This window comes from Bacillus sp. 2CMS4F, assembly GCF_023161785.1.
Lineage (GTDB): Bacteria > Bacillota > Bacilli > Bacillales > Bacillaceae > Bacillus > Bacillus halotolerans.
In genome coordinates this window covers 453,365-469,086 of the sequence record NZ_JALNTO010000002.1, presented here as the reverse complement: position 1 = coordinate 469,086, position 15,722 = coordinate 453,365, and the positions used below count along the sequence as shown (strand labels likewise).

Sequence of the window (15,722 nt, the reverse complement as noted above, 5' to 3'; positions counted from 1 at the left end):
ATGAGGAAACGATCAAGGCCAAGGGCCGTTTTTAATGCGCCATCATCTCATGGGCAATATCATGTCCGTCCATTTCTGACGGGTAATAGGTAGGCCAGTTTTTGACTTCATCAAGTAAAGCTTCACGGTCGTCACCCCAATACAGATGGTAATGATTGGATTTAGTCGGATAGATACTATGATCACTAAACTGAATATACTGAGGAAGTCCTTCAGCTTCTTTAGCAAGTTTGAATATGTATCTTACCCCTCTATTGCCCGCATCATATGTCAGAATTTCGTACCCGTCATAAATATACTGACCAGAATATTCTTTTCCATTTTTGAAGAACGTTACAGTATCTGGTTGAATTAAGATACGTTCAACATCTGTTTGATACCCTTTTTTATAATATTCTTTATATTCTTCAGCTGTCATGTCACCTTCATGTTCTGCTTTATAAGAAAATACTTCGTCAAGAGTACCATCTTGCAGGTATGAATATACAGATTGCCAGTCTCCTTCCCAATCAGAAAGTGACCGATCCTTAACTTGACTGTCTTTAAAATACCCTTCATAAATTTTTTCTGTTTCTTCATCATGTGCATGACTATGATCGTGAACATGTCCGTGTGTGTGACTTTCGGATGTTTGCTCTTGCGTTTTAGAAGAGTCTTCTTCAACTGCTGAGGATGATGCTGTTTTATTAGACTCACCTTTAGGTGAACCTGAAGTCTGACATCCTGCCAATACTAGTAATGAACCAATCGCTAATATCCCTAACCTCTTTGCAAATAAAATTCCCATTACGACACCCCTTCTCCTCAAATCGAAATTATTACGATTTGTATTATACATTTATCTTATGCAAAGATCAAAGGGAAAATGAGATGTTTTCATGATTTTATCATCTTACTTTCTGCCCTCTTGACTGTTCATACAAAATACAAATACAATTTCCTCGGTCTTTCATTTATGTACTTAAAGTTATCATTAATAAGTGGGCTATCCTAGCGATTGAGTTATTTATAAACAGGAAAAACCACACCAGTTGGTATGGTTCATTCAGATGGGCCCTAAAGAAGAGACTCTATTGTACGGAGTATACAGCTAGTTGCAACGGTAACCTACAGGGCCGTCTGAGCCTGTGTAAACATAAGTGTCAGACACATATCCAATATTCACAATACCCCGGGAATCTTTCCACTGGATTTGGTCCCAAATATTACTCGTTCCATACTTTCCGGTTACAGTTGTTCCATAAGCATAGCAATAGTAAGGAACACGCGAGCCGCTAGGAATGGAAAGCATAATAGGATAATTTGTACCTGGACCGCTGCGCATATTTACAGGCGCACCGCTGCTTGTTGAGACAGTAAAGTACTGAACTGCAAGTGCCTGACTGGAAAAGATGAACAATGATGCAATCATAACGGTTAACATACTCAACGTTTTCAATTTAGTCAATTGAATCCCTCTTTCTATGAAAATATCACTGTATTAGTTTTTTGATTGCAGCTAAGACTACCAGCTGCATTTAGGAACTACCGGGCCGTCTGAGCCTGTATACATATATGTATCAGAAACAAACCCAGGAACGATCTCCCCGCTTGCAAGCGTCCGCTCTGTGTAATTCCAAATATTACTTGTTCCATACTTTCCAGTTACAGTTGTACCGGTTTTGTAGCAATAGATCGGGATACGGGTGCCGCTCTGGATGGTTGTTACAATCCCCCAACTTGTACCTGGGCCGCTGCGCATATTTACCGGAGCACCGCTGCTTGTTGAGACAGTGTAATACTGAACTGCTTGTGCATGACTAGAAAAAATGAAGAATGACGCCATCATAACGGTTAACAAATTTGCCATTTTTAGCTTTCTCAACTTATACTCCTCCTCATCATAAATGTCCTGCGTCTGGCTTTCTTACATTCAGTTCAGGAATGATTCGGCAGACCATCTTCGCCCCTTTCGTTTACATATATTGATATCATATTACCATCAAACAGGTATATGAGAAGTGCCATTATTACTGAATTTTCCGACAGAAGAGAGGATAAAATTTGGAAATATAGGGATTGCAATGCAATTCGAAATAATGCATGAAAGATATGTCACACACCAATTAAAAGCGATTTCTAATCAAAATTTTTAATTATCCCTCGGTCAGTTTCCATCATGAGTGGTGCATCTATACTGTATTTATCCGAGAATATCCATCTTCTCCCGACAGGACCTAATAAAATATAGACTCCTTCTTTATACTCTCCCATGAAAAGTAAATGATTTTTTGAGAAAGGTTCATCATTTCTTTGCCGAATTCCCAACTTTAAAAGGTAATCAAAACATTCTTTAACATGATTTGTAGATAAACCAATCTCGCTTATCCCTATTACATTGTCGGGCGTGAATTCTTTTGACTTCGTTTCCGGAGAGGTTTCTAATTGAGAAATAAACTCAACAATATTACCTGCAGGATCTTCAAAATATATAGATCTTGCTTTTGCATTTGCAAAATACGCTTCATCGCCACCATCTTCTTCAAGTAAATCAACCTTCTTTTTCAGCCATTCTTTAGCTTGTGCAAAAATATTCGAATGGATATTAAACGCAAAATGATAGTAATAGCGATTCACTTCGTCTTGATGCAAGGTTAAGATGCTTTCTCCCACTTGAAATATGGCTAATGTATCAGTTAACGCCAGATTTTTAAATTGAAGGATATCTTTATAAAAGCTTACAGTTTGATTAAAATGAGAAACAAATATTTCAAGATTTTTTATTTTCACTATTTTCACCCCCTCTCTTAATATATCTAAAATGAGAAACAAATTCTTTCTACATTTAGCTTATTTAAGCTACATCATTAGACTGAAATATAGAACCTCCTGCACTTGTTTTTCATTCACATTTCGTAACTTTAAGGATACATACTATGCCTCTTCTATCAGCCAGCAGCCGTAGGATCTCCATTTTTATAGCTTCAGTCACATTGTTATCTGAAACCACTTTCTGAACTCGTTACCAATGTCATGACTTACTCGTTCTAGTTTTCTAAATCAAAATGACAGAAAACTTTGCCCCCTTTCTTGTCATGTGTATCGAAATCCTAAAATAATAGCGGGTTTTTTATAATATGAGTTTCTTGTCTAGGACAACCTTTTTTTCTTCATCATAACTTATGTAGTAAGACAAGATTTTTTTGAGAGGGTGATTGTGATGAGCTGCAGCAACGGTGGGTTTAGAAGTGTAAACGAATTCATGTTCGGCTCTCGTCGCGGGAACAACGGTACCAATGGCTTCAATGGTTTTAATGGGGGCAATGGAGGCAACAATGTAGAAACAATTGTTTCTCCCACAAGAAATGTTGTAAATACAACAACCAATGAACGTACTGTTAGACGTGTTCAGCCGACTCACATTGTTAATGTTAATAGAAATGTTACAAGAGTAGAAAATTACTATCCAGTGACACAATCTACAGAGAATGAAAATATCGTTGAGGAATATGATTGTGCAAATGACTTAAGATATCCACGCTGTAAACCAGTAAAAAGATGGAATAGGTAATCATTCAGTAAAGATTCATTTTAGGCATCCTTATGAATGCCTTTTTTATTACCCTCCCCTTTCCAATTATAAGATTTTCGGCTTTAAAATGAGTTGGTTTCTTTTGAAGATAAGCAGTTAAACAAAACGCTCGTATAAAAAAGGGGGACTTGGAGCGAGTCCCTGAAAATGATAAAAAAAGAGAGGTTTTCTTCCTCATTTCTTTGTGAACTTGTTTTTTTGCAAATGATCTTCTAACGCTTGTAAAGCCTCATACTCGTCAACGCCATTAACTCTTATCTTAATGTGGGTATTAGGTTTAATTCCTAGTGACATCACATCAATGAGGGACTTGGGTGTATTTTTCAGATCGACAGATTCCCCTTGATATTCAAGATATATACTGGAGCTGAATTGACAAGCCGCACGCACTAACAAGGCCGCTGCACGGGCGAAGCCTGTACTCGCGATAATTGTATACTGTTTTTCTATCATTCTCCCTGCTCCTTAGGCCTGAAATTCCCTTAAGGAATTGGAATAGGCCAGTTTTTATTCTTAAGCCCTCTATTCTTTCTCTCAATCCGAAAGCGTAGTATCTTGTTGATTAGCAATATCGTTTTCGACCATAATTAATGATGACCAACTATTCGGTGAGGTACATATGGTTCTTCTAGAAACCTAACTTCTTCAGGCGTCAATTTAACTGCAAGAGCACCTACGGCATCTTCAAGGTGTGACATTTTTGTAGCACCAATAATAGGAGCTGTTACAGGCTCTTTCTGCAGCAGCCAGGCAAGCGCGATATGAATACGGGGAACACCGCGTTTTTCTGCGATTTCCCCTGCTCTTTTATGATAAATGTTAACAAAGAAGGAATTGTTTAATTCATTCTAGCCTTACTGGTACTTATCCATGAAAACACTTTCCGTTTTAGGTCTGCTTTTGAGTTTGTCCTCATTTTCGCGCAATTTCCCATCATAATCCTCGATTTTTTTATTTAATCTTTTTATTGTTTCATCAATTTCTTTCCGCTTTTCTATCAATCGCTGTCTTTCGTCAGCCAGGATATTTTTGCGGGCTTCTACTGTTCGGTCTCCTTCAGTAAATAAGGTTGTATATTCAATTAACGCTTCTATCGTTAGTCCAGCATTTCGCATGCATTTGATGAATTCAACCCATTTGATATCTTCTTCATCATAATCGCGGATTCCGCTTTCTTTTCGTTTTACCGGCGGGATCAATCCAACACGTTCATAATATCTGAGCGTTGCGGCTGTTAGGCCAAACTGCTTTGCCACTTGCGTAATATTCATATTTTTCACCTCTTTATCCTGCTGTTTTTGAAGATAACACTTAAAGTTCACTTTAAGTCAAGAAGAAACCAAGTTTAAACTCTGACGTATTTCTCAATCTCATTCTTCAGGAGATGTCATGAATATTCCGCCGCACGTAAAACATTGGCATGGCGCAACAAAAGACAGTTGATTTGTGCATTTAGCCATTACTCCTGGAGAGACGGACTGGTTAGAGCCTGCTCATGATGAATGGTATGATGCATTATAAAATGAACGCATCGAGTCAATTGATTCGATGCGTTTTTTTATATGAGCGGCCGTACAGAATTTGCTTAAGTGTTAAAAAAGCATTATTTCTTCAATCATTGTGTTTACTCTTAATCTTTTATAAAAATATGTTTCTAAAAAAACTCTTGCCTTAAAGTGGACTTTAAGGTTTAAAGTGATGTTGAACACACATGACAAACACCAAGTGACATGTTCTTATCTGGAAACTGACTATATGAAAGGAAGGTCTGTATGTGTAATCATTATAAAACTCGTGTATTAAGTGTACCAAATGCTAAAGCGAAATTTGAACAGACTACAATTGAAAGAAGAGAATTACGGCCGCACGACGTCTTAATCGACATTAAGTTCAGCGGTATTTGCCATTCCGATATCCACAGTGCGTTCGATGAATGGGGCGGAGGAATTTTTCCGATGGTTCCCGGTCACGAAATCTCCGGAGTTGTGGAGGCTGTGGGAGCAGAAGTCACAAAATTTGCTGTCGGAGATCGCGTTGGCGTCGGCTGTTTTGTTGACTCCTGCGGAGAATGCGAATACTGCCTCAGCGGTGAGGAACAGTTCTGCACTAAAGGTGTTGTCCAAACTTATAATTCACTGGACTATGATGGAAATCCGACGTATGGCGGATACAGCCAAAAAATCGTTGTCACTGACAGGTTCGTTGTTCGGATACCGGACAGTTTGGAGATGGATGTTGCCAGCCCTCTACTGTGTGCAGGGATTACAACATATTCCCCTCTAAAACACTGGAACGTCGGCCCAGGCAAAAAGGTTGCGATTGTAGGGGTCGGCGGGCTTGGTCATTTGGCGATTCAATTTGCGCATGCTTTGGGTGCAGAGGTAACCGTCCTGAGCCGCTCTATGAATAAGAAAGAGGAAGCCCTTGAACTAGGGGCTGACCATTACTATGCAACCAGTAATCAAGCTACATTTACTGAATTGGCCGGACGTTTTGACGTAATCTTAAATACAGTATCCGCGAATCTTGATGTAGATGCCTATTTATCAATGCTTCGGATAGACGGAACACTTGTAAATGTAGGGGCACCGGCCGAGCCGGACAAATATAGTGTATTCTCCTTAATCATGGGCCGCCGCAGCCTAGCGGGTTCTCTTGTCGGCGGAATTCCAGAAACACAAGAGATGCTTGATTTCGCTGCTCAGCATGGCATTGCACCTAAAATTGAGGTGATTCGTGCCGATCAAGTGGATGAAGCATATGAGCGTGTTCTTCGCAGTGATGTACGCTATCGATTCGTTATTGATATTTCTACATTATAAGTCGGAATAGTTGTAAAAGGTGGGGTAGCCATACTATTGGCTGACCCCTCCTTTTGTTTACTGCCCCCCGCTCCACAGGACGTGAAAATCATTTAAAAAATCTATTTTTTAAAAAAGAAACTAGTTGAGAAGAGCGCTATCCTTCTGCTCCGTTTTGGCTGCGCTTTTACCCTATGAAAACCATAAAATCTATAAAACAACCCTTTCGCAGGACTCTTGCGAAAAACATCTCAAGCAAATATTTTGAAGGACGATGAACCTGCCTGTTATTCTATGGTATATAGGAATTCATAGGAGGTATAAATATGAGCAAAAAAATCGCTGTTCTTGTTACAGACCAATTCGAAGATATCGAATATACAAGTCCGGTAAAGGCATACGAAGAAGCTGGCCATAGCGTCGTTGCCATTGATTTGGAAGCAGGCAAGGAAGTTACCGGTAAACATGGCGAGAAAGTGAAGATCGACAAAGCGATCTCCGACGTAGATGCAAGTGAATTCGATGCCCTATTGATTCCTGGAGGATTTTCCCCAGATTTGCTTCGCGGAGATGACCGGCCGGGTGAATTTGCGAAAGCATTTGTAGAAAATGAGAAACCTGTTTTCGCTATTTGCCACGGCCCGCAGGTACTCATTGATACGGATCTTCTGAAAGGCAAAGACATCACTGGCTACCGCAGCATTCGAAAAGACTTGATCAACGCTGGTGCAAATTACAAAGACGAAGAAGTAGTCGTCAGCCACAACATTGTAACAAGCAGAACACCTGATGATTTGGAAGCATTTAACCGCGAATCATTGAACCTGTTGAAATAAGAAAAAGGCACAGACTGTTTGAGTCTGTGCCCTTTTTTATAGAGAAAGTGTAAGAATCTCTATTCCCCCTTCATTAAAAATGCCTCTTTTGTCTTTTCTAATCAGCCTTTGCGTTGACATTCTGAAAGGCTGCTGTTGCATCCCAAACGTTCAAGCCAAATTGACCTTCTGAGAATGCAGAATCTTCAGTATCTATGACTAGACGGTCATCCAAATATATTTTAAAGTGAGCGCCATGAGCCACAGTTTTCAAATGATATTTTTTATTTATATCTATTGATGTTTGGTGTTCGGCAATAACAGAGGCAATCCCGTCCTCAAATTTAAAAAATTTCACAAGATCATGTTTCGCATCCACATTGGCTACATAACCGTTTTGGGCGTCTTTATCAGAACGAAACACAAGAGCCCCTGCCCCTTTTCCGTTCCCATCCTTAATGATTATATCGGATTCATAAGTGAAGTCAGCTCCTGATGCTGAGGACATCATGATTGAATCGCCGTCTGATCGTCCTTGTTTTCCATCAATTGTGTCGGCCCACGTACCGTTTACAGTTGTCCAGCCAGTCAAATTGGATATAAACGGTGACGCTCCCCATGCTTTTTTTAAAGGATGAATCGTTAGGGAGTTTACCTTAGCACGGCCATTAATAGCATATAATTCAAGACCTTTGCTTGATCTATCCGGAAGAATGATGTCAGTCAACACCTGTTGCCCGTCATTACCAAATACTTCGACTGAAGAGCGGTCAACAAAAATACGCATTTTAATCTTTCCATTTACCGGCTTCAGCGGAGCTGCTTGCTTCCCAGTATTAAAGGTTGGATTAAAGGTGACATTTCCGGATTGGCTTCGGTCAACGAACAGTTTGCCGCTCTTTTGATGATAACCGATTTTTGTATATTGATTTCTCCCTGTTCGAACCTTAAAACCGAATTCAGAAGCCGAACCTGGATTCACTTGAAACTCTGCATTCATTTCATAAGCATCTCCAGATATACCCGCCAATACATTACTGCTTTCTGGCGATATAATCTTATTTTTCCACTTCTGCGCGGCTCCCCTGATAGATTGCAGCTCTGTTACTGGTGTTTGAATAACTCTGATCCCTCCAGAAAGCGCTTTCAATTTTACTTCTCTTGGAATAGTCGTTGCACTTCTCCATGGAGATGTAGGAACATCGTTGGCATATTGCCAATTGCTCATCCACCCTAGCCAAAGCCGCCGTCCATCTGAAGAAGGGACATCGGACCAAGAAACAGCCGCATAAAAGTCTTTACCATAGTCAGTCCATAATACTTTGTCTGACGGGTTTTCGTTCTTGAAAGTTGTTCCATCAAAACTTCCTACAAAATATTGCATGCCTGATCCTCCTGAAACCGCACCGTTTCCGACACTGACTTGCATCACCCATTTCTTTTGTTTCGGATTGCCGTCTACAGGAAGCTCAAATAAATCCGGACATTCCCATACGCCTCCATGACTTCCTTGTCCTTGACCAAACTCACTTGCATATGTCCACTTCTTCAGATTTTTTGATGTATAAATGAGGATTCGGTCACCAGCTGCCAGGACCATCACCCACTTTTTATCTTCTTCATACCAAAACACTTTCGGATCGCGAAAATCTTTTTTTCCCGGGTTTGGAATAACCGGATTACCTGAGTATTTCGTCCACGTTCTGCCTTTATCATTACTATAGGCAACGCTTTGCACTTGGCCGTCTTCATGATCCTGCGTATATATAGAGACAAGCGGCTTCTCCTTTCCGGTTTGAAAACCGCTTGTATTATTCCAATCGACCACTGCGCCCCCGGAAAAAATTGTGCCTTTTTCATCAGGTGACAGCGCTATGGGAAGGTGCTTCCAGTGAACTAAATCCTTGCTTACTGCATGGCCCCAATGCATCGGCCCCCATTGCAGACCGTATGGATGATGCTGATAAAACAAATGATACTCCCCTGCATAATAAACCATTCCGTTTGGATCATTCATCCAGTTTGCCTCTGGTGTGAAATGATATTGAGGACGGTAATCCTCATCATAGTAGCTTGAATCGGCTGCACTTACTGGCAGTGCCATAGTAAACAGCATGGTGAATAGGATCACGACTTGAATAAGCTTCTTTTTCATTCTGATTCTCTCCTCTCTAACATATAAAAACATTCAAGAGAGACATCTGCACGAGTGATCCGTGATAAAAGCTGTATCGAATGATGAAGAGGTTATGAGAAAGACTTCGGCAGGTTCTCCCCTTTTTACCCGTTAAGCGCTTATGCCAGAAATCCAGCCCAATAGCCAAGAATACCGATCACAAATATGCCAACTATAATTAGGAGAGGATTTACTCCTTTTCGCAGCATCCATGCCACTAATAAAGTCAATCCTAAAGGCAGCGCCCCCGGCATAATGCTGTCTAAAATATTTTGCACAGTTTGAACGTCAACTTTTCCGTTATCATCTTTAATTCTTGAAACAACGATCGGGATGTTGATGGTGGTCCACTTGGAGACCAAAGCCCCCATCACAAATAACCCGAGGATGGAAGCACCTTCTGTCAGTTTTTGAATACGATTCCCTGCTAGATCCTGCAAAATCTCCATCCCTTTTACATAGCCATACTTTAAACCGTAATATTTTGTGGTTAATCTGATGGCATTCAGCAGAAAAAAGAACAGCAGAGGACCGGCAATGTTTCCGCCTAAAGCAAGAGAAGCCCCTAAAGCAGCCAATACGGGACGTACGGTTCCCCAGAAAATAGGGTCGCCCACACCCGCTATCGGGCCCATTAAACCGATTTTCATCCCGCTTATTGCTTTCCCGTCAATTCCTTTATTGTTCGCCATTTCTTCTTCCATGGCAGCTGTCACCCCAAATATGGGTGCGGACAGCCACGGGTGTGTATTAAACCATTCCAAGTGGCGCTGTAATGCTGCGTTTCTTTTCGCTCCCGGACCGTACAATTTTTTTATCGCCGGTATCATCACATAGCAATATCCCATTGCCTGCACACGTTCAAAGTTAAATGAGCCGAGCAAGAAATTCGAACGGATAAACATACTGAAAATGTCTTTCTTTGTTAATCTTTTTTCTTTCTCCAATTTTCATCCCCCCCTCGTTCTTATGCATCAAGATCGTCATCATCATCATAGACAGCTGCATTGCTGCCGTCTGCGGCTGCGGCAACTGCCCCGTGGGCGCTATTTTTTTGCATAACCTGCTGGTATAAAAGCGCCAGACAGAGACCAAGAGCGCCAAACCCTACTAAATTGAAATCGGTAAACGCTGCCAACAAAAAACCAATATAGAAAAATGGCTTAAGATAAGGGATATTCATCATATTGATCACCATTGCATACCCCACAACAACAATGATGCCCCCTCCTATTTGCAAACCTTTGGTAATGACTTCCGGAATATTTCCTAAGAACGCCTGAACAGCGCTCACACTGATTAAGGCCACAATCAAAGTCGGTATCATAACACGCAGCGCCTGAAACACCATGGCAGTAATATGCATAATTTCAATTCCTTTGATATTCCCCTCCCTGGCATATTTATCAGCACGGTGAATGAAAAAGACAGTAATCGTTCGGACAAAAATAGTAAGCGCTTGACCTGCAGCTGCCAAAGCAACAGCGACGGCAATGCCTTCACCAATGCCTTGATCAGCGGTAATCACTAAAATGGTTGAAATCACAGAGGCAATGGCTGTATCAGGCGCCATGGCGAGGCCGACATTCATCCAGCCCAGCGCCATCAGCTCCAGCGTTCCTCCTAAAATGATTCCTGTTTTTAGATCACCAAGCACAAGGCCAACCAAAGTGCAGGCAATCAGCGGACGGTGTGTTTGTCCTTCATCCAATACACTTGCAATACCTGTAATGGCTGCAATGATTAACAACAAAATAATTTGTATTGAAGTCATCATCTCATCCCCTTGATGATTTTGTTACATTTCTCAAAATCTCCATAAAGTCTTCACTGGCATCAGAAGGCAGCTGCCTCAATTCCAGCGTGACGCCTAATTCATTTAATGTCTCAAACGCCTCTATATCCTCTTCAGTTACGCTGACTGATTTGGTGATTTGCCGGCGATTATTCTCAAAACGCATCCCTCCGACATTTACGGTTTTGATAGGGACGCCTGCTTCTATGAGAGATACAATATCGGATGGGTTTTCAAACAGCAGCATCGCCGTTACCCCTTCGTAGCGCGGACTATGAAACGCCTTTGCCATTTTAGAAATTGATACGGCACTCGCCTTTACATTGGAAGGAGCAACAGAAAGGATCAGGGTTTTTCTCATTTCATCCTGCGCAACGTCATCTGACACAACGATGATTCGGTCTGCTGCATGGACTTTAATCCATCTTGTCAGGATTTGGCCGTGAATAAAGCGGTCATCAATTCTTGCCAATGTAATGTTCATCATAGTTCATCCTCTCTTTTTTCTTCACAAACTGTTTTTGCTTTTTCTAAATGTTCGCTGCACACTTGAAAGCTTTGCTGACTCATTTTTTTTAAGTGATTCAGCATTTCTTTGAGTTTCATGTGTTCTCTCAGGCTTAATACCTCCAGTAATATCGGCAGGTTTATGCCGGCAGCCATATCCATTCTTTGATCCTTAGCGATGAAGGAAGCCGCTGCGTTATATGGTGTGCCTCCAAAAATATCAACTAAAAAAAGCACCTCATTTTCTTTCGGAATATCCTGAAGCGTCTGATGATATTTTTCTTGCAGCGTTTGGATGCCCTCTCCTTTAAAAAACGGCACCGCTATCAGATGATTTTCTTCACCGAATATCATGCCTGAAGATTCTTTTAATGCTATGGGAAAGTCCCCATGTCCGCTAATAATGACTGAAATCATAACACGTTTGCTCCTTTCCTTTTTCGTACATCCATTTATAATGCAAGTATCGTGCCAAAGAATCTGTGTTAAGCGTTTTCATTTATTTTGCAGCACATGAAGAAAGCTGATTGAAACACATGTGAATACAAAAATAAACCTGTATTAAAATGACGTTCCATTTAATACAGGTTTACGGAAAAAAACTGCTTTTAACACATGTGGCCATGTACTTCTTCAGCAAAAATGGCGGCTATAAATAATTTTTCATCATCGCTTATGTTCAGTCCCAATTTTTGTTCATAAGGGATTAATGTTCGCTCTGTCACCTCAAAAATCTCTTTCAGCTGATCGGTTATTTCGTCTTCTTCGGAAAAAGCAATCGGATTCTGTTTAATCACCCTTTCAAAGGCAAAAGCCGTATGCATAATCACTTTGATCATCACTGTGTTATTGAAAATGATGCCTAACTCATCTTGAATGGTCTGAAGCCACTCTAATAAGATTTCTATAATGTGATGGGGGTTCAAAAAAACCAGATACTTTTTCAAACTATCCTCGCAAAGCTCCCGTACAATGATATTTGCGCCCGATAATCCATTACTCATCGGGATGCTGCCTTTTGTGATCGCCTGTTGGATCATCTTCTCTCCTTCTCCTCCAATTAATACCTCCAAAGATACATGCGGAGCATTGATTTTAGGATCTTTTGTTCCTACTGTCGCAAGAATCTCATACTCTTTTTCGATTTCTTTGATGCTGTTTGCCAATTTAATCGATGATACGGTCAATATGTGGATGGGAACATCAGAGGCCTTGTTTACGATCGTTGTTAAGATGTCTTCCAGCTTTTTTGCCGTTCCGCTGCCTGTTGTGCAAATCGAAACCAACGCTCTCTTTTTGCCTGGTGAGGCGGCAGGCTGCCGATCCCATAACTCAATAAAATCCTTTGTGACCGAATCATATATGGCATGTAAATGTAAATTCAGATAGTTCACCTTTCTGACGGCGTCCAGCACCATTGAGGTCGTGACATTGCTGATTGTTTTGATTTTGATGCCTGTTTTTTCTTCAAGCTTGCTTTCCAGCATTGCAAGTGACCCCATATCAACAAGCATTAAAACACCTTCACCTTCATCTACCTGCTGTATTTTCCCCGCTAAGCGCTCCATAATTTCCGCAGGTGAAACAGAAAGGGGCATATCGACGGCCGCAATTGGGGTGCTTCCTAAAAGCTCCGTCGCTACTTCAACCATGGAACTCGCCATGCTATTTCCATGTGCGGCAACCACAATCCCTACTCTTTTGTTTTCTTTTAACGTTTTGATGGAATGAATCAGCATCGTTAAGTAGATGACTTCTATTTCCGGGACGGTTACTCTGAAGTGTTCCTGAATTTTGTCTTTGAATATGAGCGCCACCTGATACTCTTTCACATGGGTATCACGGATTTCATCCGTTTCCTGCGCATTTAAAACATCAATTTGCTTACCGCGTTTTAAAAATGAATCGATATGCATACTTAAAAAATAGATAAATTTACGGTCAAATGTGCAATTCAGTTCTTGTTCAGCAACTTCTTTTAATTGCTTCGTCATTTGAATCACGCCGTCCTCAACAAATGTCAGCAGGTTGTCATTTCGGAACGCGCTTTGATTAAAAAAGCTTCTGACATGCAAATGAATATCCGTTAAAATATATTGGTTTATTTCCTTTTTGGACAAGCCTTCTTTGTTTAACACTTCGACTTTTTCTTCTATCAAATGATACAAATTAAATGATAGATCATCATCAATTTTTGTTGTTTCATCTTCTACTATCGGGGATATGATGGTTGTGATATTGACATATTCAGAAATCGTTTTGCTTCTTTTCATGTTTTTGCTGCTCGACATCCAATCTTGCTTGATTTCATCCGGGAGATCCCGAACGGTCAGTTCAACAACTTCATCTCTGTCAAGATTATGTAAAAATCCATGTGCACAAACTAACTGCACATTTGATTTCAGCTGTCCCACATTCCCAAACTTCGCAGAATGAATCAATGCATTATATACATCGATATGCACACTTAGATTCTTCTTAATACGCTCTGCTTCTTTCCCTAATAAAAACGTTGTGAGATCAACTCTCTCTTTAAGAGATCGTTCTCCCAGCGATGGAATATGAATCGTCATTGGAATTCTTCGCAAAAATGTTTTTAATAGAGCAGAATTAGGGTTTTCGGTAGTTGCGCAAATAAATAATACTTTCGATGTTCTTTTATGTTCAGTTTCTCCAAGACGGTTATAAGATCCGCTGTCGATAAAATAAAACAGCATTTCTTGTCCCTCAGGCGGAAGACGATGAATTTCATCCATAAACAGAATGCCCCCGTCGGCCTGCTCAACTAAACCGGCTTTATCTTCGCTGGCGCCGGTAAATGCTCCTTTCTTATGACCAAATAATTGAGAGAGTAATAATTGAGGATTGTTATAGTAATCTGCACAGTTAAATGTGATGAACGGAGAACCAGGATTCAAAATGTCAGAGTAAATCGCAAACTGGTAAATCCGGTTCGCAAAAAGGGATTTACCGGAGCCTGTCGGTCCTAAGAGAAGCATGTGCAGACCGTGCGGAGGATAAAAAACAGCTGCTTTTGCTTGAGAAATTGCTTTCTTCAAACTGCCTTTTGCTCCAATCATAAGTTCAAGAGGATTCGTAGAAATATTTTGATCGTTCTTTTTTTGATTTTCAGAAAGCCCCTTCAGCTCTTTAACTTCCATTATCTCTGTATTCCATTTTTTGTTGAATGCTCTTTCCACTACTTCCACTGGAATGTACCGCACGGGAAACGTTTTAATTTTTATCACCTTTTTGGACCGCACGAGATTGTTTAATTCAAAACTGACATTGGACCGCTCTATCTTCAATTGCTGAGCAATTTCCTTTGCTGAATTTCCCTGTACCTTTAAAAGATGATCTAAGCTGGAGTCATGAAAATTATGCATGAGCTGATGGTATATTTTATCAATTCTTTTCATCTATAACATCCTTTGTCCTTATTAGTCAAAATTGAAAAAACGGACATCAATTTTTATGCCTTGTACTGAGGATCTCATCTCATTCTATGGCCTTGCGTCCGCACTTGGATTTTCTTTTTCAATATTCTGTGAAATGTTTTTATATGCAGGAACAATAGCACGTATCTCAACACAAAAGCTTGCACCGATTAAAAAATAATTTCGTTATTTGTCTAAACAAACACCCTTTTTTGGTGTTTTTGATCTATGATTCACTCAGGTTGTCCCCCTTCAAAAGTAATAATTCGTAAACAGTTTACCACTCTCCGTGAACATATTGGTGACAAAGTTCTGATACTTCGGAAAATACATCTTAAAGATCAGGGCAAACAACCCAAAACTTAATCTCTTGTCATTATAAACATGACTGAATGTAAACTCTCTATTCTTCTTATAACATTATTATTTTCATAAAAAATAGTTGGATATATTATTAGAGCGGCAGAAAAGAAATCCTTTACACATCCTGGTGGATATTACACCTTATAAAAATAGATACATTAGTTACATTTAATTAAAAAAATCAATAAAATTTAATATAATATAAGTTTCCTGTTATAATGATAGATAAAAAATTCAGGAAGCTATGATTCCTAAAC

General features: G+C 40.2%; 15 protein-coding genes and 2 pseudogenes. 4 read left to right on the top strand and 13 right to left on the bottom strand.

Annotation, left to right across the window (positions count from 1 at the left end; all coding sequences use genetic code 11):
- Nucleotides 1-31: 31 nt before the first annotated feature.
- From MTN95_RS05795 to MTN95_RS05780, 4 genes are all read right to left on the bottom strand, one after another.
- Nucleotides 32-787, bottom strand: a complete 756-nt coding sequence (locus MTN95_RS05795) for a ZinT family metal-binding protein (protein ID WP_248337321.1) — start codon at nucleotides 785-787, stop codon at nucleotides 32-34.
- Nucleotides 788-1,090: 303 nt separating this feature from the next.
- Nucleotides 1,091-1,447 carry an SH3 domain-containing protein gene (locus MTN95_RS05790; protein WP_105953543.1) on the bottom strand — a complete coding sequence of 119 codons (357 nt, stop codon included), beginning with the start codon at nucleotides 1,445-1,447 and terminating at the stop codon, nucleotides 1,091-1,093.
- A gap of 57 nt (nucleotides 1,448-1,504) precedes the next feature.
- Nucleotides 1,505-1,864, bottom strand: a complete 360-nt coding sequence (locus tag MTN95_RS05785) for an SH3 domain-containing protein (RefSeq protein WP_248337319.1) — start codon at nucleotides 1,862-1,864, stop codon at nucleotides 1,505-1,507.
- A gap of 254 nt (nucleotides 1,865-2,118) precedes the next feature.
- The gene (locus tag MTN95_RS05780) at nucleotides 2,119-2,769 is read right to left on the bottom strand and encodes a VOC family protein (RefSeq protein ID WP_248337317.1); all 651 of its coding nucleotides are present in this window, start codon (nucleotides 2,767-2,769) and stop codon (nucleotides 2,119-2,121) included.
- A 430-nt stretch (nucleotides 2,770-3,199) separates the two neighbouring features.
- On the opposite strand from MTN95_RS05780, the gene MTN95_RS05775 reads away from it, so the two are divergent.
- Nucleotides 3,200-3,550 (top strand): CotD family spore coat protein, encoded by a 351-nt coding sequence (locus tag MTN95_RS05775; RefSeq protein ID WP_248337315.1) that lies wholly within the window; start codon nucleotides 3,200-3,202, stop codon nucleotides 3,548-3,550.
- A gap of 195 nt (nucleotides 3,551-3,745) precedes the next feature.
- Here the strand turns inward: MTN95_RS05775 and MTN95_RS05770 are convergent, their stop codons facing one another.
- The 3 genes and pseudogenes from MTN95_RS05770 to adhR all read right to left on the bottom strand — a co-directional run bounded on the left by MTN95_RS05770 (nucleotide 3,746) and on the right by adhR (nucleotide 4,842).
- The gene (locus tag MTN95_RS05770; protein WP_105953541.1) at nucleotides 3,746-4,024 is read right to left on the bottom strand and encodes an HPr family phosphocarrier protein; all 279 of its coding nucleotides are present in this window, start codon (nucleotides 4,022-4,024) and stop codon (nucleotides 3,746-3,748) included.
- A 134-nt stretch (nucleotides 4,025-4,158) separates the two neighbouring features.
- Nucleotides 4,159-4,380, bottom strand: a pseudogene (locus MTN95_RS05765) (aldo/keto reductase); the annotation flags it as partial.
- Between the two features lie 45 nt (nucleotides 4,381-4,425).
- Nucleotides 4,426-4,842, bottom strand: a complete 417-nt coding sequence (adhR, locus tag MTN95_RS05760) for an aldehyde stress transcriptional regulator AdhR (protein WP_105990325.1) — start codon at nucleotides 4,840-4,842, stop codon at nucleotides 4,426-4,428.
- A 103-nt stretch (nucleotides 4,843-4,945) separates the two neighbouring features.
- Between adhR and MTN95_RS05755 the strand changes: the two are divergent.
- The 3 genes and pseudogenes from MTN95_RS05755 to yraA all read left to right on the top strand — a co-directional run.
- Nucleotides 4,946-5,092: pseudogene (locus tag MTN95_RS05755) on the top strand (gamma-carboxymuconolactone decarboxylase); the annotation flags it as partial.
- A gap of 251 nt (nucleotides 5,093-5,343) precedes the next feature.
- Complete coding sequence (locus MTN95_RS05750) at nucleotides 5,344-6,393, top strand: NAD(P)-dependent alcohol dehydrogenase (RefSeq protein ID WP_248337313.1); 1,050 nt, start codon at nucleotides 5,344-5,346, stop codon at nucleotides 6,391-6,393.
- A 305-nt stretch (nucleotides 6,394-6,698) separates the two neighbouring features.
- Nucleotides 6,699-7,208, top strand: coding sequence for a cysteine protease YraA (gene yraA / locus MTN95_RS05745; protein WP_069487145.1), 510 nt, complete (start codon nucleotides 6,699-6,701; stop codon nucleotides 7,206-7,208).
- Nucleotides 7,209-7,305: 97 nt separating this feature from the next.
- Here yraA and MTN95_RS05740 read toward each other — a convergent pair whose 3' ends face one another.
- From MTN95_RS05740 to MTN95_RS05715, 6 genes are all read right to left on the bottom strand, one after another.
- Nucleotides 7,306-9,342 (bottom strand): glycoside hydrolase family 32 protein, encoded by a 2,037-nt coding sequence (locus MTN95_RS05740; RefSeq protein ID WP_248337311.1) that lies wholly within the window; start codon nucleotides 9,340-9,342, stop codon nucleotides 7,306-7,308.
- A 140-nt stretch (nucleotides 9,343-9,482) separates the two neighbouring features.
- Entirely contained in the window at nucleotides 9,483-10,310 is an 828-nt protein-coding gene (gene levG / locus MTN95_RS05735) for a PTS fructose transporter subunit IID (RefSeq protein ID WP_105953536.1), read from the bottom strand.
- A 20-nt stretch (nucleotides 10,311-10,330) separates the two neighbouring features.
- Nucleotides 10,331-11,137 (bottom strand): PTS fructose transporter subunit IIC, encoded by an 807-nt coding sequence (levF, locus tag MTN95_RS05730; protein WP_044154405.1) that lies wholly within the window; start codon nucleotides 11,135-11,137, stop codon nucleotides 10,331-10,333.
- Nucleotides 11,138-11,141: 4 nt separating this feature from the next.
- Nucleotides 11,142-11,642 carry a PTS sugar transporter subunit IIB gene (locus tag MTN95_RS05725; protein WP_059293540.1) on the bottom strand — a complete coding sequence of 167 codons (501 nt, stop codon included), beginning with the start codon at nucleotides 11,640-11,642 and terminating at the stop codon, nucleotides 11,142-11,144.
- A complete protein-coding gene (levD, locus tag MTN95_RS05720) occupies nucleotides 11,642-12,082 on the bottom strand; it encodes a PTS fructose transporter subunit IIA (protein ID WP_059335489.1) in 441 nt (146 codons plus the stop codon). Before levD ends, MTN95_RS05725 begins: the two co-directional genes overlap by 1 nt.
- Before the next feature lie 191 nt (nucleotides 12,083-12,273).
- Nucleotides 12,274-15,084 (bottom strand): sigma-54-dependent transcriptional regulator, encoded by a 2,811-nt coding sequence (locus MTN95_RS05715; RefSeq protein WP_248337309.1) that lies wholly within the window; start codon nucleotides 15,082-15,084, stop codon nucleotides 12,274-12,276.
- Between the last annotated feature and the right edge of the window lie 638 nt (nucleotides 15,085-15,722).

Bases quoted from the DNA above. Each gene is read 5' to 3' on its own strand.
- yraA (WP_069487145.1), top strand. From the start codon at position 6,699: ATGAGCAAAAAAATCGCTGTTCTTGTTACAGACCAATTCGAAGATATC.
- MTN95_RS05770 (WP_105953541.1), bottom strand. From the start codon at position 4,024: ATGATAGAAAAACAGTATACAATTATCGCGAGTACAGGCTTCGCCCGT.
- levF (WP_044154405.1), bottom strand. From the start codon at position 11,137: ATGACTTCAATACAAATTATTTTGTTGTTAATCATTGCAGCCATTACA.
- MTN95_RS05750 (WP_248337313.1), top strand. From the start codon at position 5,344: ATGTGTAATCATTATAAAACTCGTGTATTAAGTGTACCAAATGCTAAA.
- MTN95_RS05725 (WP_059293540.1), bottom strand. From the start codon at position 11,642: ATGAACATTACATTGGCAAGAATTGATGACCGCTTTATTCACGGCCAA.
- MTN95_RS05775 (WP_248337315.1), top strand. From the start codon at position 3,200: ATGAGCTGCAGCAACGGTGGGTTTAGAAGTGTAAACGAATTCATGTTC.
- MTN95_RS05795 (WP_248337321.1), bottom strand. From the start codon at position 787: ATGGGAATTTTATTTGCAAAGAGGTTAGGGATATTAGCGATTGGTTCA.
- levD (WP_059335489.1), bottom strand. From the start codon at position 12,082: ATGATTTCAGTCATTATTAGCGGACATGGGGACTTTCCCATAGCATTA.
- MTN95_RS05740 (WP_248337311.1), bottom strand. From the start codon at position 9,342: ATGAAAAAGAAGCTTATTCAAGTCGTGATCCTATTCACCATGCTGTTT.
- MTN95_RS05715 (WP_248337309.1), bottom strand. From the start codon at position 15,084: ATGAAAAGAATTGATAAAATATACCATCAGCTCATGCATAATTTTCAT.
- adhR (WP_105990325.1), bottom strand. From the start codon at position 4,842: ATGAATATTACGCAAGTGGCAAAGCAGTTTGGCCTAACAGCCGCAACG.